A 24,603-nucleotide genomic window follows, 5' to 3' on the forward strand; every position below is an offset into this window, starting at 1 on the left:
CCGCGCTGTTATGTGTCCCAGGTATGCACCGGTTCGTTGGCGTGCATGTGCCGGCAGTACCGCCGCAGCATCTCGGCCAACGCCTCGGCCCGGGTCATACCGCCGTCCTCCAGGGTACGTACCGTGGACACCTGCCAGGTCGAGCCGTTGCGCCCGGTCCTGGCGCGGCCCTCGATGACGCCCAGGAATCGGTCGCGCACCTCGGCGTCGACGCCCCAGCGGCGCAGCCCTTCGTGGGCGATCGGCAGCAAGGTGTCCAGCACCAGTTCCCGGGCCGCCACCTCGCCCAGGCCGGGCCAGTGCAACCGGGCGTCGATGCCGTGACGCGCCGCCTCGACGAAATTGGCTTGCGCCGCAGCAAAACTCATCCTGGTCCACACCGGATCCTCCTCCTCGGACAAGCTGCGCAGCATGCCGTAGTAGAAGGCCGAGTTTCCCAGCATGTCGATCACGGTGGGCCCGGCCGGCAGCACCCGGTTCTCCAGCCGCAGGTGCGGGCGCCCGACCCCGTCCTCTTCCAGGACGTCGTACACCGGCCGGTTCCACCGGTAGACGGTTCCGTTGTGCAGGCGCAATTCGGCGAGATGCGGGGTGCGCCCGGCGGCCAGTTCGGCGACCGGATCTTCGTCGGACACCTCGGGCAGCAGCGACGGGAAATAGCGAACGTTCTCGTTGAACAGGTCGAGGACGGAGGTGATCCACCGTTCGCCGAACCACACCCGCGGCCGCACACCCTGGGCCTTGAGCTCCTCGGGCCGGGTGTCGGTGGACTGCGCGAACACCTCGATCCGGGTTTCCGACCACAGCTGGTGGCCGAAGAAATAGGGCGAGTTGGCGGCCAGCGCCAGCTGCGGGCCGGCCAGCGCCTGAGCCGCGTTCCAGTTGGCGGCGAAATCGGCCGGCGCCAGCTGCAGGTGCAATTGCATGCTGGTGCAAGCGGATTCGGGCGCGATGGACGCGGCGCGCCAGCTCAGCGGCTCCGGGCCGTCGATGTTGATGGGGATGTCCTCGCCGCGGGCGGAAAAGATCGAGTCGTTGAGGGCCGCATACCGGGTCGACTCGCTCATCCACCCGTCGTCGAGGTGTTCGGGCATCAGCGAGGGCAGGATGCCGATCATCACGATGTGGGCCCCGCCCGAGTTCGCCTTGGTCTCGGCGTCGTTCAGGCTGGCCCGCACCTCGGCCTCCAGGTCGAGCCCGGTGTGTCCGGGTAGGGGCCGCGGTGGCACGTTGAATTCGATGTTGTAGGCGCCCAATTCGCTCTGGTAGGCCGGGTCCGCGATGGCGTCCAGCACGTAGCGATTCGACATGGCCGGCTGATAGTCGGCGTCGACGAGGTTGCACTCGATCTCCATGCCGGTGAGCGGCCGGCCCGAATCGAAGCGCGACTGCGCCAGCATCGTCTCGAAGACGTCCAGGCATAGCCGCACCTTGCGCCGGTATTCCTGCCGGTGTGCGCGGTCATACGTGGTGCGCTTGACCTCTTCGCCCACAACGCCGATGCAACAGGCTTACCGGCGGTAACGCAACCGGCCCGCGGCGGGCGACATCGGATGTCCGGTCATTTAGCATCCGATGCATGCGGACCACGATCGATCTCGACGATAAGGACGCGGTCTGGGCGGTCCTCGACAAGCCGGGCGAGACGGCTGGCTGAGGAGCCCGACAAGCCATCATGAGCGAAACCTTCGACGTCAACGTCCTGGTGCACGCAACGCATCGCGCCAGCCCGTTCCATGAACGGGCGAAGGCAGTCGTTGAGCGGTTCCTGGCCGGGCCCGGCCTCGTCTACTTGCGTCACCCCTAGGAGAGCAGTTGCCCGAGTTCGCAGAATTCGTCGCCGCCATCGACCAGGGCACCACCAGCACCCGCTGCATGATTTTCGATCACGACGGCGCCGAAGTGGCTCGCCACCAGCTCGAGCACGAGCAGATCATGCCCCGCGCCGGCTGGGTCGAGCACGACCCGGTCGAGATTTGGGAACGCACCTCGTCGGTGCTGACGTCGGTGTTGAACCGTGCCAACCTGGCGCCGAAAAATATTGCAGCCCTGGGTGTTACGAACCAGCGCGAAACCACGCTGGTCTGGAATAGGCGCACCGGGCGGCCCTACTACAACGCGATCGTCTGGCAGGACACCCGCACCGACCGGATCGCGTCGGCGCTGGACCGAGACGGCCGCGGCGCGGTGATCCGCCGCAAGGCCGGCCTGCCGCCGGCGACCTACTTTTCCGGCGGCAAGCTGCAATGGATCCTGGAGAACGTCGACGGGGTGCGCGAGGCCGCCGAACGCGGCGACGCCCTCTTCGGCACCGCCGACACCTGGGTGTTGTGGAACCTGACCGGGGGTCCACGGGGCGGCGCGCACGTCACCGACGTCACCAACGCCAGCCGGACCATGCTGATGAACCTGGAAACGCTGGACTGGGACGACGAGCTGTTGTCGTTCTTCGGTGTGCCGCGCGCGATGCTGCCGGCGATCGCGCCGTCGTCGCCGCTGCGGCCCTTCGGCGTCACGCTGGAGGCCGGGCCCGTCGGTGGCGAGGTGCCGATCACCGGCGTGCTCGGCGACCAGCACGCGGCGATGGTGGGTCAGGTGTGTCTGGGCGAGGGGGAGGCGAAAAACACCTACGGCACCGGCAATTTCCTGCTGCTCAACACCGGCGAGACGATCGTGCGATCCAACCACGGCCTGCTGACCACCGTGTGTTATCAGTTCGGGAACGCCAAACCCGTGTACGCGCTTGAGGGTTCGATCGCGGTCACCGGCTCGGCGGTGCAATGGCTGCGCGATCAGCTGGGCATCATCAGCGGCGCGGCACAGAGCGAATCGCTGGCCCGGCAGGTCGCCGACAACGGCGGGGTGTACTTCGTCCCGGCGTTTTCCGGGCTGTTCGCCCCCTACTGGCGCTCCGACGCGCGCGGCGCGATCGTGGGGCTGTCGCGGTTCAACACCAACGCGCACCTGGCCCGCGCGACGCTGGAGGCGATCTGCTACCAGAGCCGCGACGTGGTGGACGCGATGGCGGCGGATTCCGGTGTGCGCCTTGAGGTCCTGAAGGTCGACGGGGGCATCACGGCCAACGACCTGTGCATGCAGATTCAGGCCGACGTGCTGGGCGTGGACGTGGTGCGGCCGGTGGTCGCCGAGACCACCGCGCTGGGCGCCGCCTACGCCGCCGGGTTGGCGGTCGGCTTCTGGGCCGACCCGTCCGACCTGCGGGCCAACTGGCGAGAAGACAAGCGCTGGACGCCGACGTGGAGCGACGACGAGCGCGCCGCCGGCTACGCCGGCTGGCAGAAGGCCGTCCAGCGCACCCTAAATTGGGTCGACATCTCCTGACCCCTCCCTCCCGCCCCCGCCGCGAGCGTGCCTCTCGCCGCGAGCGTGCGTGTTTGTGCAGGGACACGCCGGTGTGGCCGGCATTCTGCGCACGCTCGCGGCGAGAGGAGGAGGAGGCGAGAGGAGGAGGCGGGAGGCTCAGTCCTCGCCGAGGATGCCGTAGACCTCGCGCCGCGCGTTGTTGATGATCTCGACGATGCGCTGCTGCTGCTCGGCGGTGGCGGTGTGCGCGGATTGCGCGACCGCGCCGAACAATTGGCCCATGGCCGCCCGCAGGTTGACGTGGCCCGGGTCGGCGCCCTCGGCGATCTCGTCCCACGGTGGGGTCTCGATCTTCTCGGCCGCCGCTCGACCCTCGTCGGTCAGCTCGAAAAGCTTCTTGCTGCCGTCGGTTTCGCTCGCGATGATCAGGCCTTCGTCGTCCAGCAGCTGCAGCGTCGGGTACACCGAGCCGGGGCTGGGCCGCCAGATTCCGTTGCTGCGCTCGGCGATCTGCTGGATCATCTCGTAGCCGTGCATCGCCCGCTCGGCCAGCAGCGCCAGAATGGCTGCACGCACGTCGCCGCGACGCCCCCCGGCCGGGGCCGCCGCGACGCCATCCGCCACGTCGGCCGCCCGGGCCGAAGCCGAAACCGAATCCCGGACCAAACCCGGGTCCGAAGCCCGGCCCGAAGCCGGGCCCGAAATCGCCGCCGCCGGCCTGCTCGTGGAGGTGTTCGAAGAACTCGCGGCGGGCCTGCCGCCTGGCGCCGTGCAGGGCGCGCCGTTGCGCGGGCCCGGGAACGAGGCCGAATCCGAACCCCGGCCGGTCGCCGAAAGGTCCCTCGGGTGCAGTGAATGGATTGCTCATGGTTTGTGTGTCCTTACGTGTCGCGGGATACGCGCCGGTCGCGCGTTCCGGAATATCACGATATATCGCAAACTAACGCGATGCAACGAAATGTTTCGCCAAAGGCCGGTTCGGGACGGCGTTGCCTGGGCCCGCGGGCCGTTTGCGCCCGGCGCGCGGCGGGTAGGGACTGAGGGATGAATGCTAATCACAACGTGACCGTCGGCAGCGGTGTCGATCGTTCGGCCGACGCGGCGGGGGACGGCCGCGGGCGAAGCGTCTGGCCGTGGGTCAACTGGGGGTTGGCCCTGGCGACGGTGCCGGCCGCGGCCATCGTCATGCTGTTTGCGCTCGGCGCCGTGATGAGTACCGACGGGTGCAGCGATCGCAATTGTCCCAACTTGGGCCGCGGCGGGATCGATTTCGGCGTCGCGTTCTACGGCGCGCCGGTGGTGGCCTTCGTGGTCATCGTCGTCTCGTTTTTCACGGCGAAGCGCCGCGGCGGCATCGCCGTTCCGCTGTGCGGGTGGGCGCTGTTGGTCGCCGACGTCGCCCTCATGGCGGCGAGCGTCTCCGGCTAGCTCAGTGCGGCGGCGAGAAGCCGCCAGCGCGCGGGCCCTGCGGCCGCTGTTGGGGCACTGCCACCGGTGGCGCGGTTCGCCAGGCCTGAGGCCCGGGATAGTGCGGAGGCGTCGGCCAGGGCGCAGGCCCCATCGGAGGGATCGTGGGGCGCATTCGGGCGAGTTCGCGGCGGTGTCGTTCGGCAAGCACGGCCGCGAGCACCAGCTCCGGCGGCGCGCCGGGTGGCGGCGGCGGGGCGATGCGGGCCACCACGTCCCCGGCGATCCGGTAGGCCATCTGATACCTTAAATTGTGATCGAGTTGTGGTGCGCGGGAAAGGAATTGGCGCGTGACTTCGGCCTGGCCCGCGTCCAATCCGGACAACTGCAGCGAGGACGCCCACCATGCCAGCGAAGGGGGCATCGCCGGCGGCGGCCCCAATCTCGGTCCCCGTTCACTGACCACGACCGTGCCGGCGAAGATGTCGCCGAGGCGTTTGGCCTTCGGCGACAAGATGCTGCAGATGACGGCGGGGCTTCCCGCGAGCATCCAAATCTCCACCACCGAAGCCAGTGCGCGAAACAGCGCCTGCCGGAAGCGTTCTGGACCGCCGTCGTCGGACACCACCCGCAGGCCCATCACGAACTTGCCGACCGACCGCCCGCGCGTGGCGGTTTCGAACGCCAACGGATACCCGACGATCACCAGCACCGTGAAGACGAGCAGGACGGCGGTGCTCAGCGCGCTGTCGAACCCGGTCAGGGTGGCCGCCCACAGCATCAGCCCGAGCACGTAGCAGACAAAAATCACCGTGATATCGATCAGCGCGCCCACCACCCGCACCGGCAACTGAGCGATCTGCACATCGAGCACGACCGCGTCCCCGGTCACCACCTCCGACATAACACCGAACGGTACAGGTTTTCTGGGTGCCACCGGTCGGACCCGGCAGCGCCGGAGATGCGATTAGGCTGCGCAGGGTGGACGTCGACGCATTCGTGCTGACCCATCGCGGTACGTGGGACCGGCTCGACCAGTTGGTCAAGAAACGCCGCTCTCTGACCGGCGCCGAGATCGATGAACTCGTCGAGCTCTACCAGCGGGTCTCCACCCACCTGTCGATGCTGCGGTCGGCCGGCACAATCGGGTCGGATTCGCTGCTGACCGGTCGGCTGTCGAGCCTGGTCGCGCGCGCCCGTTCCGTGGTTACCGGCGCCCACGCACCGCTGAGCGGCACGTTCGTCCGGTTCTGGACGGTGTCGTTCCCGGTGGTTGCATACCGCACCTGGCGCTGGTGGGCGGGCACGGCGGCGGCGTTTTTCGCCGTCGTGGTGGTCATCGCGCTGTGGGTGGCCGCCAATCCGGAGGTGCAGTCCGCCATCGGAACGCCAAGTGACATCGACCAATTGGTCAACCACGATGTCGCGTCGTATTACAGCGAACACCCCGCCGCGGCGTTCGCCCTACAAGTCTGGTTGAACAACTCGTGGGTTTCGGCACAGTGCATCGCATTGTCGGTCGTGCTGGGACTGCCCATTCCGGTCGTGCTGTTCAACAACGCCGCCAACCTCGGGCTGATCGCCGGGCTGATGTTCCAGGCCGGCAAGGGCGGCCTCCTGCTGGGTCTGCTGGCCCCGCATGGATTACTGGAGCTGACGGCGGTATTCCTCGCCGGGGCAACGGGAATGCGGCTGGGGTGGTCGGTGATTTCGCCCGGGGACCGGCCGCGCGGCCAGGTGCTTGCCGAACAGGGCCGCGGCGTCGTATCGGTCGCCGTGGGGCTGGTGGCCGTGCTGTTGGTCGCCGGATTGATCGAGGGGTTGGTGACGCCGTCGCCGTTGCCGACGTTCGTCCGGGTCGGCATCGGCGTGATCGCCGAGATCGCGTTCCTTTCGTACGTCGTGTACTTCGGTCGCCGCGCCGTGAAGGCCGGGGAGACCGGCGACATCGACGACGCGCCCGACGTGATCCCCACCCGCTGAGCCGCGAAAGTGCAACTACCGACACGTTTCGAGTGCGGGCGTCGGTAGCCGCACTCTCGAGGGATGAAAGTTACAGCCGCCCGGTGGCTTTCATCGCCAGATAGCTGTCCGCGAGGGCGGGCGCCAGTTCCGCGGGCAAAGCGTCGACGACCTCCACCCCGCCGCGTCGCAGCCGCGTCGCGATCGCGGCGCGGTCGTTGCGGGATCGTTCGGCGGCCGCGGCGTCGTAGACGGCGGCCGCATCGGTGCGCCCGGCCGCCATGTGGTCGACCCGGGGGTCGGCGACGGCGGCGACCAGCAGGTGGTGTTTGGCCGACAACTGCGGCAGGACCGGCAGCAGGCCCTCGTCGAGCGCGGTCGCGTTGAGGTCGGTCAGCAGGACCACCAGCGACCGTCGTCGAGTGCGCCGCACGATGGCGGCAACCATTGCGCGCCAATCGGATTCGACCAGCGCCGGTTGCAGTGGGGCCATCGCGTCGACCAGCTGGGCGAGCAGGTGGGTGCGCGACGCGCCGAACACACCGGCCCGGCTGACCCGGTCGTGGGCGAGGAAGTCGACATGATCGCCGGCCCGCGACGCGAGGGCCGCCAGCAGCAGCGCGGCGTCCATCGACCAGTCCAGCCGGGGCCATCCCGCGGGATCGGTGGCGGTCGGGTCGACACCGACCCGACCGGCCGCCGTGCGCCCGGTGTCGAGGACGATCACCACCCGCCGGTCGCGTTCGGGTCGCCAGGTGCGCACGACGACGTCGGCGCGACGCGCGGTTGCGCGCCAGTCGATCGAGCGCACGTCGTCGCCGACGACATACTCACGCAGCGAATCGAATTCGGTTCCCTGCCCGCGGATCAGCGTCGGCAACAGGCCGTCGATCTCCCGCAGTTTGGCCAGCCGCGACGGCAAATGCTTGCGCGACAGGAACGGCGGCAGCACCCGGACCTGACCCGGCACCGGCCGCGAACCCTGCCGTCCGGCCAACCCCAGCGGCCCGATCGACCGGGCCGTGACCGCGGCCGCGCGCTGGTCGCCGCGGCGAACCGGTCGCAGGTGAGTCTGGACGTGTTGACGCTGCCCGGCGGCGATGTCGACGGCGTGAATGCGCGGCTCGGCGCGCGCGCTGGGCGGCCAGGCGTCCCGGATCTGACCGCGGAACCGGCGACGGCCGTCGTTGTGAATCAGCAGGCCCACGTCGACCTGCTGCGCGAGCCGCGCCGAGGCATCCGGCGACCGGATGTAGCGCAGCCCGCGGGTGCTGGCCGCCAGCCCGGCATCGGCGACCACCAGCGCGGACAGCAGCACCAGCAATACCACGAAAACCCAAGAGGGCCACGGCGATACCGCGATGGGCAGCGCGCAGATCAGCGCCACCAACCCGGTGCGCCCGGTCAAGATCATGCGCAGATCACTAGCGGGGCACCGGGACCGACGCCAGGATTCCGTCGAGCACCCCGTCGGGCGTGGCGCCTTCGAGCTCGGCTTCGGGACGCAGCATCACGCGGTGCCGCAGCGTCGGGCGGGCCATGGCCTTCACGTCGTCGGGGGTGACGTAGTTGCGGCCGGACAGCCACGCCCAGGACCGGGCCGTGCCCAGCAGCGCCGTCGCCCCGCGCGGTGACACGCCCAGCTGCAGCGCCGGCGAGGAGCGGGTCGCGCCGACGATGTCGACGATGTAGCCCAGCACCTCGTCGGCCACCAGTACCTGTTGCATCGCGTGCCGGCCGGCCGCGAGCTCGGCGGGCCCGGCCACCGGCTTGATCGCGGACAGGTCGCGGGGGTCGAAGCCGTGCGCGTGGCGGCCGAGGATGGCGATCTCGGAGTCGCGCGACGGCAGCGTCACGTTCAGCTTGAGCAGGAAGCGATCCAGTTGCGCTTCGGGCAATTGGTAGGTGCCCTCGTATTCGATCGGGTTCTGGGTCGCGGCGACGATGAACGGCTCCGGCAGCGGCCTGGGTTCGCCGTCCACGCTGACCTGACGCTCCTCCATCGCCTCCAGCAGCGCGGCCTGGGTTTTGGGTGGGGTGCGGTTGATCTCGTCGGCCAGCAGCAGGTTGGTGAACACCGGGCCCGGCCGGAACACGAACGCGGCGGTGCGCGCGTCGTACACCAGCGAGCCCGTGACGTCCCCGGGCATCAGGTCGGGGGTGAACTGCACCCGCTTGAACTCCAATTGCAATGCGGCGGCCAGCGCCCGGACCAGCAGCGTCTTCGCCACCCCCGGAACGCCTTCCAACAGCACGTGGCCGCGACACAGCAGCGCGATCACCAGGCCGCTGACGACCCCCTCCTGTCCGACGACGGCCTTGGCCAGTTCGGCGCGTAACGCCAGCAGCGCCTCTCGGGCGGCTTCAGCGGTGGGGGTCTGGGCGGGATCCGCTTGCGGGGCGGAGGGGGACTGTGTCACGGGTGGGTGACCTGCCTTTCGATCTCGTCGAGCGCACGGGCAAGTTGTAACAGGTCGTTGTCGGTCGCCGGCGGCGGGCCGAACAGATGGTAGGAAACGAATCCCGGGTCGGCCCCACTGCGTTGGGCCACGGTCATCACCACCGCGGGCGCGGGCGCGCCCGGGCCCAGGCCCAGTCGCGGCAGCAGCCGCTGCACCGTGGCCGTGCGCAATGCCGCGGCGGCGCGGTCACGGGCCCGGCGGGACCGGTAAAGCCGGCCGCGGCCCTCGACGGTCTCCGACGCGCGCACCACGACCGGCAACTCCTCGGCCACCAGCGGGCCGGGGCGCCGCACCTTCCACAGGGCAACCAGCAGCACGACGACGCACAGCTGCCAGATCAGCCACGTCACGTTCTCCGGGATCAAGTCGAAAACCGATGCCGAAGAGGATGTTTCGCCCTCGACGCGGTGGGGTGCGTACCAGATGAGGCGGGGCCGGTCGCCCGCGAGATTCATCGCCAGCGCGGCGTTGCCGGCCTGCAACAGGCCGCCGTTGGTCATGAAGTCGGTGCTGCCGACCGCCGTGACGGTCCGCCCGTCGGCCCGATACCGGATCAGCGCCCCGTCGTAGCAGCTGGTCATTGCCCGGCCGTCGGTGGCGTGGTAGGTGTCGCTGAGTCCGAATTGAACCGTCCCGGCGCGAGTGGCCTCTCGCAGGGCGCAATTCGGGCTGCTGTCGAAGGCGGCGGTGGCCTTCGCCTTGCGCACCTCCGGCATCAGCGCTTCGCGGATTCGCGCCGTCGGTTCCACCAGGAGCAGGTCGCCGGGGGCCTTGGCCAGCCGGTCGAGCAGCGCGGTGTCGGTGAGATATTGACTCTGCGCCACCAGGATCAGCGTGTCCGGCCGCGCCGCCCGTTCGACGTCGGCGATGCCGTCGGCCACGACGACCTCGACGCCGCCGTCACGCAACAGCGTCACCAACGCGTGGGCGCCGTCCGGGCCGGTCGATTCCGGGTCCATCCGGGCGCCAAGCCGCGGCGCCGTCAGGTAGGCGCCGATGCCGGCGATCACCGCGAGGACGACGACGGTGAGGGCCACCCAACGCCATGACCGCCAGCGCCGCGCCACGTCGGTGGCGGCTCGTGGGCGCGCTCCGGCGATGGCCATCACCGGACCTGCGCCCATGACTCGGTCGCGGCGGGCTGCCCCGCCGCCGGCGCTACGGCCAATGATCGTGACCGCAGGTGGTCGTCGAGGTCGGCGATCATCTGGTACGCGGCCCGGGTGCCGGGCCGCTCGCCGTAGGTGACGTCGTTGAAAGCCGTTGCCGCCTGCGCTAATTCGCCTCCGAGGTGGGGTAGCGTCGCGCCGGCGGCGGAGGCCAGTTCGTTGGCGGTGCGGCCGGGGGCCGGCTCCAGGACGACGGTCTCCTCGAGCTGGCGGGCGACGGCACGCAACCGGTGCCGAATCGCCGAAGCCCAATCGCCTTGCGCGGCATAGCTTTCGGCGGTGGCACGATGCTGCGCCGCGGTGAGCTGGGTGGCTTCGAACAACAGGTGGTCGCCGCCGCGGCGGGTGCGCATCGTGCGCCGCGCGACGTGGACGGCGACCACCACCGCGATCGCCAGCAGAATGAAAAGCACCGTGGCCGTCAACCATCCGCCCGGGATGGAGGCGGTCTTTTCCAGCAGCCAGTCCAGCTGTTCGTTGACCCAGTCGGCGAATTGTTGTGCCGCGGAACCCTTGGAATAGATCGGCTTGCTCAGCTCGCTCTGCGCGGCCTGGTGCGCGGCATCGCGGTCGATGTCGATGGAAGGCATTGTCGGCTGGTCCTCGCTCGGCTCTTACAACGGCCGGGTCAGCCAGAGGTTGTCGGTGGACGCGACCGCGTAGGGTCCACCGGCGGCGCCGCTCTGCAGCACCAGGTCGAACGCCTCGGCGCGCATTCGGCGGTCGGTGTAGAGCAGCACGATGACCCCGGCGTTGAACGGCGCGGTGATGATCTGGCCGATGGCCCCCCCGATGGACACGATCGCGGTGCTCAACAGCACGGCTCCGGTGGACGTCTGCCCGGCCAGCATTACCTGGCCGACGATGCTGAACGGCGCCGCGACGGCGTTGGCGACGACGGATGCCACCAAGAACGTCAGCGCCCGGATCCCCAACACCCGCCAGAAGCCGTTGCGGACCAGCGCGAAGGATCGGGTGATCGCGTCGATGACGGGCAGCCTCTCCAGGACGATCAGCACGGGCGCGAACAACACCACGGTGTACAGGTACACCGCCAACGCGATCACGACGAGCACCAGCGGGAAGCCCAAGAGGACCGCCGCCGCCGCATTGCCGACCGCCGCCAACGCCCCGACTATCACGGCCACCAGCCCGAACAGAGCCGCCACCACGGCGGCTTCCAGCAGCGCCAGCCCGAGCAGGGGCAGCAGCCGTCCGCGAATCTTGGCCCAGGTTTCGCCGATCGTGATCGGCGACCCGAAGACCGCCCGCCCGACGATGACGGTGAGCATGCCGGACAGCAGCATGCCACCGAGCCAGGTGACCAGCAGGCCTGCGGCCATGGACGCCATCCAGGTGACCACCACCCCGCCGCTCGGTTCGTCCGGCCGATCGGTCGTCAACCGGCCGAAGGCGGTCAGCGGGCCGACGGTCGCGATCAGCGAGAGGATCTGCATCAGCACGACCACCGTCGCGGTCAGCCCCAACGTCGCCCTGGGATTGGCCCGGATGTAGCCGACCGCGCCGTTGAAGATCTCGCTCAGGGTCAGGGGTCGCAACGGGATGATTCCGGGCTTGGCGGCGCCGGGCATCAACTGGGGCTGGCCGCGTGGCGCGCCATAGCCCGGCGGCGGCCCGTAGTTGGGTGGCGCGGCGTAGCCGGGCGGGGGACCGTACCCGTGCGGCGGGCCATACGCCGGGCCCGGACCGTAGCCGGGTGGCGGGCCGCCATAGCCGGGTGGCGGAGGGACCGGATAACCAGACGGCGGCGCGTTCACCGTGCGCAGCGGCCTTCACAACCGGCTTGGCAACCAGCTCTGCGGCCGGGCCCGTCGTTCGTCATGGGGTCCATCCTGTCGGCGGTCCGGGTATTTCTCAATCATGACCGGTGTACCGGCGCGTAGCGTCTCAAGCATGGCGGAACTCAAATCCCGGCTCCGGGCGGACCTGACCCACGCGATGAAGACCCAGGACAAGTTGCGAACCGCGACCCTGCGCATGGTGCTGGCCGCGATCCAGACCGAGGAGGTCTCCGGTAAGCAGGCGCGCGAGCTCTCCGACGACGAAATCGTCAAGGTGCTGGCCAGGGAGTCGCGCAAGCGCGGCGAGTCGGCCGAGATCTACACCCAAAACGGCCGCGGGGAGCTCGCCGCCAACGAGCACGCCGAGGCGCGCATCATCGACGAGTACCTGCCCACGCCGCTCACCGAGGCCGAGCTGGCCGACGTCGCCGACACCGCGATCGCCCAGGTCGCCGAGCAGCTCGGGGAACGGCCGGGCATGAAGCAGATGGGACTGGTGATGAAGGCCGCCACGGCGATCGCGGCCGGCAAGGCCGACGGCTCCCGCCTGTCGACGGCGGTCAAGGAGCGCCTGTAGTTTCGATCGCCCTATACCGCCGGGGAACCGGCGGCCGCGCGTGAGCCGCGGCGCCCGGCGGTTTGCGCTCCACCCACCGGGGTACGTACAAGGGTATGACGAATTTTGGCTACACCCTGATGACCGAGCAGAGTGGACCCAAAGACCTTGTGCGGTACGCGATTTCGGCCGAGGAGTGCGGGTTTGACTTCGAGGTGTGCAGCGACCACTTCTCGCCGTGGCTGGCGTCGCAGGGGCACGCGCCCAACGCGTGGGCGGTGCTGGGCGCGGTGGCACACGCCACCGAACGGGTGGACCTCTACACCTATGTGACGTGTCCCACGATGCGGTACCACCCCGCGATCGTCGCGCAGCAGGCCGCCACCGTGCAGATCCTGTCCGATGGCCGGTTCACCCTCGGGCTGGGCAGCGGTGAAAACCTCAACGAACACATCGTCGGCAGGGGTTGGCCGACCGCCGAGCGCCGGCAGGACATGCTGCGCGAAGCCATCAAGATCATCCGCGAGCTGTTCGGCGGCCAGCTGGTGAGCTGGCGCGGCGACTACTTCCAGGTGGACTCGGCGCGACTGTGGGACGTTCCCGACGTCCCGGTCGGCATCGCGGTGGCGATGGGAGGGACAAAGGCCATCGACCGGTTCGCGAAGCTGTCCGATCACCTGGTCGCGGTGGAGCCCAACGGGGAACTCGTCCGCGAGTGGCACGCCGCCCGCCAGGCCGCCAACCTCGCCGGGGGTGGACGGGTGGTTGGGCAGATACCGGTGTGCTGGGATCCCGACCGCGACGCCGCCGTCGCACGCGCGCACGACCAGTTCCGCTGGTTCGCCGGTGGCTGGAAGGTCAACGCCGACCTGCCGACGCCGGCCGGTTTCGCCGGCGCGACGCAGTTCGTGCGACCCGAAGACGTGGCCGACAGCATCCCCTGCGGCCCGGACCTGGACGCGATCGTCGAAGCAGTCCGGCCGTACTGGGAGGCCGGGTTCACCGACGTCGCGCTCGTCCAGATCGGCGGAGACGCGCAGGACCCGTTCCTCAAGGAGGCCGCCCAGCCTTTGCTGGGCGCCCTGCGCGACGCATCAAGCTGATTACACGGCAAGGGCGTCCACGCCAGCAGGCGCCACGCCACCGGAGACCGCAACCCAACGAAACCTCGACAAGGGGGCATCGGGATGTCAAATGAATTGCAAGGCAAAAAGATCGCCATCCTGGCGGCCGATGGCGTGGAAAGGGTCGAACTCGAGCGACCCCGCGCGGCGCTGCAGGAGGCCGGCGCCCGGGTCGAGGTGCTCTCGCTGAAGGCCGGCGAAATCCAGGCTCGCAACCACGATCTCGAGCCCGCCGGGGCTTTCGCCGTCGACCGGGCGGTGTCGGATGCATCGGTGGACGATTTCGACGGCTTGGTGCTGCCCGGCGGGACGGTGAACCCGGACAAGCTGCGTCTCGACGATTCCGCGGTTTCGTTCGTCCGCGACTTCGTCGCATCCGGCAAGCCCGTCGCCGCGATCTGTCATGGTCCCTGGACGTTGGTGGAGGCCGGCGTGGTGGTGGGCCGGACGCTGACCTCGTACCCGAGTATTCGCACGGACCTGCGCAACGCGGGCGCCCACGTGGTGGACGAGGAGGTCGTCGTCGACGGCAATCTCATCTCCAGTCGCTCGCCAGCGGACCTTCCGGCGTTTTGCGAGACGATCGTCAAGCAATTCGCTCCTGCCACTGCGGGATAGCCGCGGTCGGAGTCCGTTGTCGGCGCGTTTTAACCCGGCAGTTTGCGGGCATTACCTAGGCCGAGCCGTGATTGCCACGGCGATCCTTGCACAGGCTGACCGAAGGGCCCACGTTGACAACCACCTATCCAGAACCCGCCATCTCGGTTGCGCACAATGTGTATCAGCCGCAGGAAGATTCCCGATTGCTGGTCGACGCGATGCACCATACCGCGCTCATTGCGGGGCGACGGGTTCTCGACCTGTGTACGGGCAGCGGATTCGTCGCGATCGCCGCGGCCGAAATGGGGTGCGCCAGCGTCGCCGCCTACGACATCTGCCCACATGCCGTGCGGTGCTCCCGCGGCAATGCCGCCCTGGCCGGCGTGGAGGTCGATGTCCGGGAAGGGTCGTGGATGGGGGCTCTCGACTGGGCGCCGTTCGACGTGGTTGTGGCGAATCCGCCTTATGTCCCAACCCCGCCCGGCGACGCCGCCGAGCTGATTTGCCCGAGCGCGGGACCGTCGTGGGCCTGGAACGCCGGCCCCGATGGACGCCTGATCCTGGATCCGCTGTGCAACTCGGCGTCAAACCTGGTGCGCGACGGCGGATCCCTGTTGCTGGTGCATTCGGCAATTGCCGGCGTCGAACAATCACTGGACCGGCTAAGATCCGCGGGTATGGTCGCCAGCGTCGTTGCCGCCAAGTGGATTCCGTTTGGTCCCGTCATGTCGGCGCGGGCGAAGTGGTTGGAGGATACCGGCCGGATCCCCCGCGGGCGGCGGGAAGAGGAACTCGTCGTGATCCGGGCCGACAAGCCATGACCGCCACCCGGGTCCATGTCGTTCCCAACGGCCCCGTGCTGGTGTCCGGGCCGGTGCGCATCGAGACGCCCGGCGGCGACGTCGTCGAATCGGACCGGTTCATGGTGGCCATCTGTACCTGCCGGCGCAGCAAGCTTTATCCCTTGTGTGACACCAGCCATCGGCGATGCCGGGCCCTCCAAGAAGGAGCCGCGCCGGTGCCTGATGCCGGCTAATCCAGCGGCCTGCGTAACGACGTCCGGCCCCGGTTCCATGACTCCATGAGCGTGTCCGCCATGCGGTTTTCGACCGCCGCGTGTGCGCGCATCCCGAAAACGACATCGGCGTCCAGCTGCGGTTCCCGGGCCAGGAGATCGCCGACGACGTCGAGGCGCACCACGTGCTCGTGCACCGCGTCGGCTTCGACGTGCTCGCGGTAGAACGCGATGCAGGCCTCCGGTGCCTCCATCGTCTGCAGTGCCTGGACCATCCGTCGGGACCCCGGCGGCGAGGTGATCTCGGTCGACGCGAAGTGCCCGACCGCGGCCCCCCGTAACGACCGGTGCAGTCCGAACAGCGACATGAGGTTCACGGCCGCCAACGATTCGCCGGGGACGGCGTCGAGGTAACCGAGATACGTCGGATCCAGGCCGGCCGCCGCCAACAGGTCGGCGAAGAGTTGTTGGTGCAGCCGCGGGCCCTGCCCGGCGCCGTACTCGTCGAACTCGACGGCCACGAATGCCGCCTTGGCGGTGCCCATCAGGCGCGGAATCGCCCACGCGTGCGGATCGCCCTCCTTCAGGTGATACAGCGATCGGTGCGCGAAGTACTCACGCATGTGCTGCCAGCTTCCCGTGTCGCGCAAGTAATACGACGGGCCGGTACCGTCGGCCGGCTCGACGGAAATCGCTTCCATTTCGGCCGTCGACGTCTGGCCGGGGTCGATGGGACCGACGTCGCGCCGCACCCCCGCCAAAAAGACGCGTTCCAGTTCGGCGCGCAACTGCAGCAGCGCGGGATTCCACTCCCAGGCGGGATCGACGCCCGCAAAACCCCGGTAGTGCAGCTCATAGCACATGCTCAACGCCAGCTGGAGATCCAGCCCGTAGGGGTCGGAGTCGCGGACGGACGCGCCGATGCGCGCCAGGTGGTCGCGTGAGGGCGGTCCGGTCAATGCCCGATGGACCGCCGTCGACAGGGGCCCGTGTGCCGCCGGCAGGGCGGGTTCGGTCGTGATAGATGCGCGGGTCACGCCGATGACTACCCGCGAATCGGGCCCGGCAAACGGTGCCCGGGTCGTGGGGTCACGTCGCGCCGGTCGGTAGTTGGAATGCGATGCCGACCGCGGTGCCGGTGGGGGTGCTGTCGAGTTCCATTGCGTCACTGAGCGCCCGCATCAGCACCAGGCCTCGTCCGCTGTTGCCCGGGTCGGCGGCCGGAGTCTTCCAGGAACCGGAGTCGGTGACCCGCGCCCGGACTTCGCCGTCGGTGATTTCGGCTTCGAGCAGCATCGTCCCGACGGGGTGCCCGCGGTACGCGTGCTCGACGCAGTTGGTGCACGCCTCGTTGACGACCAGCACGATGTCCGCGGCCAGCTCATCCGGGACGTCGGCGGCCCGCAGCCACGCGGCCAGCCGATGCCTGATGATGGCCAATTGGTCTGCGGTGGCCTCGCTTTCGATCCGAAGCAGCGTCGGCTGGTGCCGGTAGATCACCATCGCGACGTCGTCGTCATACCCCGACGCCGGGGCCAGGGCGCGAACGACGGCGGCCGGTGCGGCGTCCAAGGGCAACGTCATCGTGTCCACCAAAGCGTCTGTGGCGCGGCCGATTCCGACGTCGATGGACTCGTACTTCCGCTCGACCAGGCCGTCGGTGAACAACATCAGCGCCGAGCCCGGCGGTAGCACCCGGGAGGCTTGGGGGCGCGGTTCGTCCCGGCGAACCGCGAGTGGCACGGATGCGGCATCGGTCAACATGGCCGTCTGCCCGGGTACGGGCCCGGCGAGCACGGCGGGCATGTGCCCGGCATTGCTGTACTCCATGAACCCGGTTTCGGTGTCCAGGATCGCCAGGAAGACCGTCGTGCAGTACGCATTCGGAATGAGCGACGCCGCCGAGTCGAGTTGCTCGAGCAGCAACGCCGGTTGGGCGCCGGTGATCATGAGCGCGCGGGCCGAGCTGCGCAGCTGACCCATGATCGCCGCCGCCGGCAGACCACGACCCACGCAGTCGCCGACGACGATGCCGATGCGGTTATCGCCGATCGGCAGCACGTCATACCAGTCGCCGCCGATCTCCAACGGTGGGACCGCGGGTTCGTAGCACACGGCAAAACCCGGCGGTGGCTGCACCGGTGGCAGCATCGCGCGCTGCAAGGTCAGCGACGTCTCCCGGGCGCTCTCGAACTGGCGCACGTGCTGCATGGCCAGACTGAGGTGCCCGATGAGCACCGTTACCAGGAGCCGATCCTCCGCGCTGACCCAGCGGGGGGAGCGAAACTCCAACCACAGCGCGAGGTCCCCGCTGCCGGAGAGCACCCCGACCAATCCCTGTGCCTTGCCGGGGTTGTCGGGTCGGTCGACCGTCTTGGCCGTCAGCGGCAGCTGGTGGCGCGCGTCCTGTAATGTGCGCCGAAGCCACGGATCCAGTCTGCGCCAAGATGATTCGGAAGGTTCGCCGGCCACCTGGACGGTCGGCTCACCCTCGCCGCTGGGCCACGAAACGGCGATCACGCGTTGGACGTCGATCGCCGTCCGACACTCCTCGAGGGTGATCGACAGCAGCTCGGCCACGCTCTTGGCGACCGCCACGGCCGTGGCCAGGCGCAGGACCGCGCTTTCCCGGGCCGCGAACGCGCGTTCGGCGGTGACGTCCCGGAGCGTTCCCACGTAGACGTCCCGGTCGTTGCCGGTTTCCTTGACCGCGTTGATGCTCACCATCACCCAAGCGAGGTGGCCGTCCCGATGCCGGATCGGCGTTTCGTACTCGGCACTGCCGATGCTGCTGACGATGGATTGCTGTTCGCGCGCCCTCTTCTTGTCGACCAGCCACGGGTGCGGCCACCGGTAGGGCAGGCCTTCCGCGGGATAGCCGAGGATCTCGATGAAGGCGTTGTTCATTTCGATCACCGTGCCTTCATGGTCGGCGACGAAGAACCCCTCCTGCAGCGAATTCACCAGGGCGGTGCGGAATTTGTCACGGTCGGCCAGGCCCTCGGCGCGGGCGCGTTCTTCGGCGAAGCGCCGGGTGCCGTCGAGGAATCCGCGGGTCGCGACGTCGAGCGGGGCCAGCGTCTGCAACAGGAATTCGAGCGCGGTCGGCCTGTCGACCCCGATGTCCTCGGCGAGCCCCTGGACCAGTTGGAAGTGGTGCTCGACGATGTCGAGCATGCTGATTTGTTCCTGCAGGGCACGGCGTCCGAGCTCATAGCCGACGGCCAGCGTATCCTCATCGCGGGCGTCCAGGTGGGCGCGCAACGCGGCGAAGTAGTGGGCACGAAAGTCGTCGACGCCGCTCATGTCGAGGCTCCCCGGTGACGCGCGGCCAGCACCATCGCATCGTCGGTTTTCTTGGCGTACTCACTGACGATCTGCTCGGCGATGACCGCGGCGGAGGCCGCGAAGTCGATGTGCTCCAAGTGATCCTCGGCGATGCCGTCGCTGGTCAGCACGATCAGGTCGCCGGTGCGAATCGAAACCACTTGCGCCGGCCTGATTTCCGGTATGCGGTAGCCGACGATGCCGGCGGTCAGGCGCGCGCTGGATCGGACGTGGATACCGGTCGCCGCCTTGGAGACCAGGTTCGCGGCGACGTTACCCACCCCGGTCCACGCCAGCATGCTGGCTCCGAAATCCACCCGCGCCAACGTCATTGCGGCTCCCCGGGTGCCTCTCAGCACACGGTGGCACAGCTGGACGAGGACCTCGATGCGCTCGCCGGGCGCCTGCTTGAGCGTATCGACGGTGCGCAGCGCGGCCGTTGCCGCGGCCGGACCGTGGCCGAGCCCGTCGATGACGCCGAACAGCGCGGCGTCCTCGTCGATGCCGATCGCGATCGACTGGTCACCCGAGACGTGCTCGCCCGGCAGTGGTCGACCGGCGATCGCCCACTCGATCGGTCCCAGCCGGCCGTTCTCACGCACGCGCCGGCACCCATTTCCACATCTCTACGACCGTTCCGCGGCCCAGCGCGGAGTCCACGACCAATCGGTCCATCAGGCGGCGGGCGCCGGGCAGGCCCATCCCCAACCCGCGCCCGGTCGAGTACCCGTCCTCCATCGCGCGCTCGATGTCGGCGATGCCGGGGCCGGCGTCCTCCGCGCGCACCACCAGTGCCTTGCGGCCCTCCCGGTCGGCAACCGTGACGTGGACGGCGCCGCGGCCCGCGTAGCTGGTGATGTTTCGCGCGATCTCGGAGATCGCGGTGGCGATCATCGTGACGTCGGTCAGCGAGAATCCGAGGTCTAGGGCGAGCTGGTGGCCGGCTTTGCGGGCTGCGACGATGTCGTCGGAATTATCGATGTCGACGACCAGAATTTGCGGGTCACCCGCCACCGTCGCGCCCGATCGTCGGTTTCCCCACTCCCCGTTGGCGATTCAGCACGGCGAGGCCCTCTTCGAGATCCAACGCGGTATTCATGTCGTCGAACGCCAGGCCCAGTTGGACCATCGCGAAGGCCACTTCTGGCTGCAGACCCACGATCACGGTGTCGGCGCCGCGCAGCCTGGTCATGTGCGCGATGGTGCGCAGCGACCGGGCCGCGAACGAATCCATCACATCGATGGCGGTGACGTCGACGATGATGCCCTGCGCGCGGAACTTGCTGACCCGCTCCATGAGGTCGTAGCGCAACCGCTCGGCATCGGAGTCGGTGAGCGCCGCCTGGACCGAGGCGATGAGGATCGATCCCTGCTTCAGGATGGGTACTGGCATACGGTGTCCGTGCTCGTCGTGCTCATCCGGTCAGCTCACCGGTGCGACTGACCTCGTAGCCGAGCAGGCGCTCGGCTTCCTCGATACCGCCCTGCAGGTCGCCGACGGCGTTCATCTTCGACAGGTCCAGACCGATGGTCACCAGCGTCAGCGCGATCTCCGAGGACAGGCCGGTGATGATCACGCTTGCGCCCATCAATCCGGAGGCGTCGACCGTCTGTACCAGGTGGTTCGCCACCGTCGAGTCAATGGTGGGCACACCCGTGATGTCGATGACGACCACCTTCGCGCGGTTGGCGCGGATGGCCCTCAGCAGCTGTTCGGTAACCTGGCGGGCGCGCTGGCTGTCCAGCACGCCGATGATCGGCAGGATCAGCAGCTGCTCGCGCACCTGCAGCACCGGCGTCGACAGCTCGCGGATCGCCTCCTGCTGCTGGCGGATGATGCGCTCGCGTTCCTGAACGAAGCTGACGGCCACGGTGTTGGCGATGCGGTTGGCCGCCGGCTCGTAGGCGTCGAGAACCCGGTTGAGCATCTCGAAGTCGGTCTGGTACTTCTCGAACAGGGAGCGCGCGAGCACGTCACGCAGCAGCAGCACGATGCCGACCACCTCGTCGGTCTCCACGCCCCGCGGGATGATGCGTTCCGACAGGTCGCGCGCGTACGCCTGCAGCGCCTCGACGCTGCCGGTCTCGAGCACCTCGACATAGTTGTCGTAGACGGCGGTCGCTTCGGAGAAGAGCTCCTCCGGGGTCATCGCGGTAAGCAGTTCGGCCTCGGTGATCCTGCGGGCCCACTCCTCGCGCAGGACGGTCCTGTTCTGCCGCAGGTGCTGGACCAGCTGCGGGAGCAGACCCTCGCTGACCGTCTGCGCGGCGGTGGTGGTACTTCCGAAGTCCGACGGCAAATCTGACATCTGGCCTCCCGTGTGCCGCGTCGCGCTCCGCAGTGCGCAGTGCCTATGGGGAGACTAGCCTGGGCTATCGCGGCGGAGGTGTCGAGGGCTTATTCTTCTTGCAGCTCGCACGGCAAGTTAGGCTTGCACCACACTAAGGCCTGGGACAAAAGGCCTGGGACAAAAGGATCGCCATTGTCAGCTCCCGATTCGATTACCACCTTGGTTGAGGACCACGATGGGGTCTCTGTGGTTAGTGTCAGCGGCGAAATCGATCTGGTCACCGCTCCGGCCCTCGAACAAGCCATCGGCGCGGTGGTTGCCGACGGCCCGACCGCACTGGTCATCGACCTTTCCGCGGTGGAGTTTCTCGGCTCGGTGGGCCTGAAGATCCTCGCGGCGACCTACGAAAAACTCGGCAAGTCCACCGAGTTCGGGGTGGTGGCGCGCGGTCCGGCCACCAGGAGGCCGATCCACCTGACCGGCCTGGATAAGACGTTCCCGCTATACCCGACGCTGGACGACGCGCTGACCGCGGTGCGGGACGGCAAGCGCTGAACCGCTGACCACCCGAGTGCGGTGCCGCCGCTGCGGCAAGTGACCGCGTCACGAAGGCTGCCGCCCCGCCACGGCTGATGCGATGATCACCGCCATGGATGTCGATCGTCCGGAAGACGACCAGCGATGGGATCGCGGTCAGCGCGGCGAAACCGAAACCGAACGGCTGGACCGCAATTGGAACAGCCTGCTGCAGGAGCTGCGGGTGGTGCAGACCGGGGTGCAGCTGCTCACCGGGTTCCTGTTGACGCTGCCGTTCCAGCAGCGCTTCGACATTCTCGACCAACAGATGCGGATCGTGTATCTGGCGACGGAAGGTAAGTCAGGGGCCGGGCGCCAGCTCCGCGATGCGGGTGGATTCCAGATGCTCGAGGAGGTCCTGCGGGTCCGCGAAAATCGGTGACGCGCCGGCCGCCCCCAGTTCGGCGCGGGAGATGCCGCCACTCAGCAGCCCTATGCACGGCAATCCCGCCGCCGTCGCCGCGTGGGCGTCCCACACGGCGTCGCCGACGAACACGGCACGATCGGCACCCACGCCGGCCCGGTCCAGCGCAACCCGGACGATCCCGGGTTCGGGCTTGGCGGTGCCGACGTCGCGTGACGACGTCGTTTCGGCGATGACGTCGTCGCAGTCGAGCGCCTTGAGCAGGACCTGCAGTTCGTCGTCGGGCGCCGAACTGGCCAGCACCACCTGCAGTCCGAGATCGGCGACGCGACGCAGCAACGCGCGGGCGCCGGGCAACGGCGCCAACAGCGGTGTGGTGTCCCGGTAATAGCGGCTGTGCCCGTCGGCGAGCCGCTCCTGGACATCCGCCGGGGCTTCTCCGGACGGGGTGGTGGACAGGGCGCGCACCAACGCCGAGCCGTCCATGCCGATGCAGCGATGGACCTTCCATGCGGCGACGGGCAGGCGTTCGTCGTCGAAGGCGCGCTGCCAGGCGTAGACGTGCAAATAGTTGGAATCAACCAGGGTTCCGTCCACGTCGAACAGGACGGCGGAAGCGCCGCGGCCGCTTGTCTGCCGTCGAACCGTCATCTGCGCCGCATACCCACGCCCGGGCGGGCTGACACGGCGCGTCGGCAACCGCTTGCCCGGTCGGCTTCCCTCGAAACGCCGAGGGCGCAATTGTCATTGTCGTGCGGGCAATTTTTGCGCTCGACAGGTGTGGCCGGCGGCCGAACGGGGTACCGCCTGAGCCACGAGTGAGTGCAGGCAGCTGCGTCAACCCGTCATTCATCAGGAAGGAACGCCCATGGCGACCGCAAGCGACTACGACGCACGCCGCGCATCGGACGTCGACACCCAGGAACCGTCCGCCCTGCGCGAGATCGCGCCCGCCCTACCCGGGTCGTCCACGGCAATCGTCGACGACGACCCCAACGACATGCACTTCTTCGAGCTGCCCGGCGCCGACCTGTCCGGTGAAGAACTGTCGGTGACGGTGATTCCACAGCGGGCCGACGAGTTCACGTGCTCGAGTTGCTTCCTGGTCCAGCACCGCAGCCGGCTGCGCAGGTCGAGCCTGGGGCTTCCGATCTGCGCCGACTGCGCGTGACGCCGCGGTAGGCGCAGACGCGACCGGGGACCGGCCGCCGCACCTTGACCGACAGGTCATCGCGTGTTTCTGTCGTCAGCGTGGCCGCAGCCGCTAGCAGTCCGCCCGGCTTACCCGCCCCGCGCGTGTTCCGTTCGGCGTTCGCCGCGGCGTATGCGATCGCCTACCTCGTGGGTGGCGAGCGCAGGATGCTGCGGTTGATCCGTCGATACGGACCGATCATGACGATGCCCGTCCTCAGCCTGGGCAACGTAGCGATCGTGTCCGATCCGGAGCTGGCCAAACAGGTTTTCACCGCGCCGCCCGACGTCCTGCTCGGCGGGGAAGGCGTGGGCCCCGCCGCGGCCATCTACGGGTCCGGATCGATGTTCGTGCAGGAGGAGCCCGAGCATCTTCGGCGGCGCAAACTCTTGACGCCTCCGCTGCACGGCGCCGCGTTGGGCGGCTACGTGCCGATCATGGAGGCCGCCGCCCTCGCGGCGATGCACAGCTGGCCCGTTGACCGACCCTTCGAGATGCTGAGGGCGGCGCGCGCGCTGACGCTGGACGTGATCGTCAGGGTCATCTTCGGGGTTGACGATCCCGACGAGGTCCGGCGCCTCGGCCGGCCCTTCGAGCTCCTGTTAAACCTAGGCGTTTCAGAACAATTGACGCTTCGCCACGCGCTGCGTCACGTAGGCGGATTGCGGGTGTGGCCCCAGCGGGCCCGGGCCAACAGGGAGATCGACGAGGTCGTCATGCCGCTCATCGCGCGGCGGCGAAACGACCCGCGCCGCGGCGAGCAACCCGACATCCTGGCCCTGCTGACGTGTGCGCGCGGGGATGACGGAGAACCGCTGTCGGACAGCGAGATTCGCGATGACCTGATCACCCTGATGCTGGCGGGTCACGAAACCACGGCGACCGCGCTGGCCTGGGTGTTCGACCTGCTGCTGCATCACCCCGATGCGCTACGACGCGTGCAGGACGAAGCCGTGCGCGGCGAGGAGGCCTTCACGACCGCGGTGATCCATGAGACGTTGCGGATACGCCCGCCGGCCCCGTTGACGGCCCGCGTTGCGGCACAAACGTTTCCGGTCGGTGGCTACGACGTCGACGCCGGCACGCGAATCGTCGTTCATATCGCCGCCATCAACCGCAACCCGCGCGTCTACGAGCGTCCCAACGAGTTCCGGCCCGACAGATTCCTGGGGAGCCGACCCGAGACTTACGCATGGCTTCCGTTCGGAGGCGGTATCAAACGCTGTCTGGGCGCGGCCTTCTCGATGCGGGAGTTGATCACCGTGCTGCATACGCTGCTGCGCGAGGGGGAGTTCAGCGCCGTCGACGACAAGCCCGAGAAGATCGTGCGGCGCTCCATCATGCTGGCGCCCCGCCACGGCACCAGGGTGCGGTTCCGGCCGATCCAGGCGCGCATGCGATAGCGCTTTTCCCGCCCGCGCCGGATTGTCAC

25 protein-coding genes and 3 pseudogenes are annotated in these 24,603 nt (G+C 68.7%); 13 read left to right on the forward strand and 15 right to left on the reverse strand.

The features are described from left to right. Positions 1-8 precede the first annotated feature (8 nt). A complete protein-coding gene (locus G6N25_RS11615; protein ID WP_083074858.1) occupies positions 9-1,493 on the reverse strand; it encodes a glutamate--cysteine ligase in 1,485 nt (494 codons plus the stop codon). Positions 1,494-1,675: 182 nt separating this feature from the next. On the opposite strand from G6N25_RS11615, the pseudogene G6N25_RS11620 reads away from it, so the two are divergent. Then, positions 1,676-1,804, forward strand: a pseudogene (locus tag G6N25_RS11620) (type II toxin-antitoxin system VapC family toxin); the annotation flags it as partial. 11 nt (positions 1,805-1,815) lie between these two features. After that, positions 1,816-3,342, forward strand: a complete 1,527-nt coding sequence (gene glpK / locus G6N25_RS11625) for a glycerol kinase GlpK (RefSeq protein ID WP_083074856.1) — start codon at positions 1,816-1,818, stop codon at positions 3,340-3,342. Positions 3,343-3,480: 138 nt separating this feature from the next. On the opposite strand, the pseudogene G6N25_RS11630 reads toward glpK, so the two are convergent. After that, positions 3,481-4,192: pseudogene (locus G6N25_RS11630) on the reverse strand (PadR family transcriptional regulator). 176 nt (positions 4,193-4,368) lie between these two features. Between G6N25_RS11630 and G6N25_RS11635 the strand changes: the two are divergent. Continuing rightward, positions 4,369-4,752 carry a hypothetical protein gene (locus G6N25_RS11635; RefSeq protein WP_083077164.1) on the forward strand — a complete coding sequence of 128 codons (384 nt, stop codon included), beginning with the start codon at positions 4,369-4,371 and terminating at the stop codon, positions 4,750-4,752. A gap of 1 nt (position 4,753) precedes the next feature. Here the strand turns inward: G6N25_RS11635 and G6N25_RS11640 are convergent, their stop codons facing one another. Beyond that, a complete protein-coding gene (locus G6N25_RS11640; protein WP_083077166.1) occupies positions 4,754-5,635 on the reverse strand; it encodes an RDD family protein in 882 nt (293 codons plus the stop codon). Positions 5,636-5,712: 77 nt separating this feature from the next. Here G6N25_RS11640 and G6N25_RS11645 point away from each other — a divergent pair, with 77 nt between their 5' ends. After that, positions 5,713-6,714 (forward strand): stage II sporulation protein M, encoded by a 1,002-nt coding sequence (locus tag G6N25_RS11645; protein WP_083077167.1) that lies wholly within the window; start codon positions 5,713-5,715, stop codon positions 6,712-6,714. A gap of 70 nt (positions 6,715-6,784) precedes the next feature. On the opposite strand, the gene G6N25_RS11650 is transcribed toward G6N25_RS11645, so the two are convergent. From G6N25_RS11650 to G6N25_RS11670, 5 genes are read right to left on the reverse strand one after another with little or no spacing between them, the layout of a single operon-like run. Next, positions 6,785-8,107: a DUF58 domain-containing protein gene (locus G6N25_RS11650; RefSeq protein WP_083077169.1), complete on the reverse strand. Its 1,323-nt coding sequence runs from the start codon at positions 8,105-8,107 to the stop codon at positions 6,785-6,787. 10 nt (positions 8,108-8,117) lie between these two features. Next, a complete protein-coding gene (locus G6N25_RS11655; RefSeq protein ID WP_372506754.1) occupies positions 8,118-9,215 on the reverse strand; it encodes an AAA family ATPase in 1,098 nt (365 codons plus the stop codon). After that, positions 9,110-10,261 carry a DUF4350 domain-containing protein gene (locus G6N25_RS11660; RefSeq protein ID WP_232065777.1) on the reverse strand — a complete coding sequence of 384 codons (1,152 nt, stop codon included), beginning with the start codon at positions 10,259-10,261 and terminating at the stop codon, positions 9,110-9,112. Before G6N25_RS11660 ends, G6N25_RS11655 begins: the two co-directional genes overlap by 106 nt. Next, positions 10,261-10,914 carry a DUF4129 domain-containing protein gene (locus G6N25_RS11665; protein ID WP_083077174.1) on the reverse strand — a complete coding sequence of 218 codons (654 nt, stop codon included), beginning with the start codon at positions 10,912-10,914 and terminating at the stop codon, positions 10,261-10,263. The genes G6N25_RS11660 and G6N25_RS11665 overlap by 1 nt, the downstream gene beginning before the upstream one ends. A gap of 24 nt (positions 10,915-10,938) precedes the next feature. Then, entirely contained in the window at positions 10,939-12,111 is a 1,173-nt protein-coding gene (locus G6N25_RS11670) for a hypothetical protein (protein WP_276004647.1), read from the reverse strand. Positions 12,112-12,238: 127 nt separating this feature from the next. Between G6N25_RS11670 and G6N25_RS11675 the strand changes: the two genes are divergently transcribed. The 5 genes from G6N25_RS11675 to G6N25_RS11695 all read left to right on the forward strand — a co-directional run bounded on the left by G6N25_RS11675 (position 12,239) and on the right by G6N25_RS11695 (position 15,442). Continuing rightward, the gene (locus tag G6N25_RS11675; RefSeq protein ID WP_083077178.1) at positions 12,239-12,703 is read left to right on the forward strand and encodes a GatB/YqeY domain-containing protein; all 465 of its coding nucleotides are present in this window, start codon (positions 12,239-12,241) and stop codon (positions 12,701-12,703) included. Between the two features lie 95 nt (positions 12,704-12,798). Next, positions 12,799-13,785, forward strand: a complete 987-nt coding sequence (locus G6N25_RS11680) for an LLM class F420-dependent oxidoreductase (protein ID WP_083077179.1) — start codon at positions 12,799-12,801, stop codon at positions 13,783-13,785. A gap of 84 nt (positions 13,786-13,869) precedes the next feature. Beyond that, positions 13,870-14,424 (forward strand): type 1 glutamine amidotransferase domain-containing protein, encoded by a 555-nt coding sequence (locus G6N25_RS11685; RefSeq protein WP_083077181.1) that lies wholly within the window; start codon positions 13,870-13,872, stop codon positions 14,422-14,424. Positions 14,425-14,537: 113 nt separating this feature from the next. Next, a complete protein-coding gene (locus G6N25_RS11690) occupies positions 14,538-15,227 on the forward strand; it encodes a HemK2/MTQ2 family protein methyltransferase (protein ID WP_083077203.1) in 690 nt (229 codons plus the stop codon). After that, the gene (locus G6N25_RS11695) at positions 15,224-15,442 is read left to right on the forward strand and encodes a CDGSH iron-sulfur domain-containing protein (RefSeq protein ID WP_083077182.1); all 219 of its coding nucleotides are present in this window, start codon (positions 15,224-15,226) and stop codon (positions 15,440-15,442) included. Before G6N25_RS11690 ends, G6N25_RS11695 begins: the two co-directional genes overlap by 4 nt. Here G6N25_RS11695 and G6N25_RS11700 read toward each other — a convergent pair. From G6N25_RS11700 to G6N25_RS11725, 6 genes are read right to left on the reverse strand one after another with little or no spacing between them, the layout of a single operon-like run. Continuing rightward, complete coding sequence (locus tag G6N25_RS11700) at positions 15,439-16,458, reverse strand: iron-containing redox enzyme family protein (RefSeq protein WP_083077184.1); 1,020 nt, start codon at positions 16,456-16,458, stop codon at positions 15,439-15,441. The two genes, G6N25_RS11695 and G6N25_RS11700, sit on opposite strands and share 4 nt — an antisense overlap. A gap of 52 nt (positions 16,459-16,510) precedes the next feature. Further along, positions 16,511-18,727, reverse strand: coding sequence for a SpoIIE family protein phosphatase (locus G6N25_RS11705; RefSeq protein ID WP_083077186.1), 2,217 nt, complete (start codon positions 18,725-18,727; stop codon positions 16,511-16,513). Then, on the reverse strand, positions 18,724-19,350 hold the full coding sequence (locus tag G6N25_RS11710) for a SpoIIE family protein phosphatase (RefSeq protein ID WP_083077187.1): 627 nt from the start codon (positions 19,348-19,350) through the stop codon (positions 18,724-18,726). The genes G6N25_RS11705 and G6N25_RS11710 overlap by 4 nt, the downstream gene beginning before the upstream one ends. Next, on the reverse strand, positions 19,343-19,762 hold the full coding sequence (locus G6N25_RS11715; protein ID WP_083077189.1) for an anti-sigma regulatory factor: 420 nt from the start codon (positions 19,760-19,762) through the stop codon (positions 19,343-19,345). The genes G6N25_RS11710 and G6N25_RS11715 overlap by 8 nt, the downstream gene beginning before the upstream one ends. Further along, positions 19,752-20,141: an STAS domain-containing protein gene (locus G6N25_RS11720; protein WP_083077190.1), complete on the reverse strand. Its 390-nt coding sequence runs from the start codon at positions 20,139-20,141 to the stop codon at positions 19,752-19,754. Before G6N25_RS11720 ends, G6N25_RS11715 begins: the two co-directional genes overlap by 11 nt. Before the next feature lie 22 nt (positions 20,142-20,163). Next, on the reverse strand, positions 20,164-21,057 hold the full coding sequence (locus G6N25_RS11725) for an STAS domain-containing protein (protein ID WP_083077192.1): 894 nt from the start codon (positions 21,055-21,057) through the stop codon (positions 20,164-20,166). Between the two features lie 174 nt (positions 21,058-21,231). Here G6N25_RS11725 and G6N25_RS11730 point away from each other — a divergent pair, with 174 nt between their 5' ends. Together G6N25_RS11730 and G6N25_RS11735 are read left to right on the forward strand one after the other, a co-directional pair. Beyond that, positions 21,232-21,594: an STAS domain-containing protein gene (locus G6N25_RS11730; RefSeq protein ID WP_142272866.1), complete on the forward strand. Its 363-nt coding sequence runs from the start codon at positions 21,232-21,234 to the stop codon at positions 21,592-21,594. Between the two features lie 94 nt (positions 21,595-21,688). Beyond that, positions 21,689-21,907: pseudogene (locus G6N25_RS11735) on the forward strand (DUF6328 family protein); the annotation flags it as partial. Positions 21,908-21,916: 9 nt separating this feature from the next. On the opposite strand, the gene G6N25_RS11740 reads toward G6N25_RS11735, so the two are convergent. Beyond that, entirely contained in the window at positions 21,917-22,630 is a 714-nt protein-coding gene (locus G6N25_RS11740; protein WP_083077195.1) for an HAD family hydrolase, read from the reverse strand. Positions 22,631-22,847: 217 nt separating this feature from the next. On the opposite strand from G6N25_RS11740, the gene G6N25_RS11745 reads away from it, so the two are divergent. Together G6N25_RS11745 and G6N25_RS11750 are read left to right on the forward strand one after the other, a co-directional pair. Continuing rightward, a complete protein-coding gene (locus tag G6N25_RS11745; protein WP_083077196.1) occupies positions 22,848-23,150 on the forward strand; it encodes a DUF4193 domain-containing protein in 303 nt (100 codons plus the stop codon). 44 nt (positions 23,151-23,194) lie between these two features. Further along, positions 23,195-24,574, forward strand: coding sequence for a cytochrome P450 (locus tag G6N25_RS11750; protein WP_142272867.1), 1,380 nt, complete (start codon positions 23,195-23,197; stop codon positions 24,572-24,574). Positions 24,575-24,603: the final 29 nt, after the last annotated feature.

Source organism: Mycobacterium heidelbergense (assembly GCF_010730745.1).
GTDB lineage: Bacteria > Actinomycetota > Actinomycetes > Mycobacteriales > Mycobacteriaceae > Mycobacterium > Mycobacterium heidelbergense.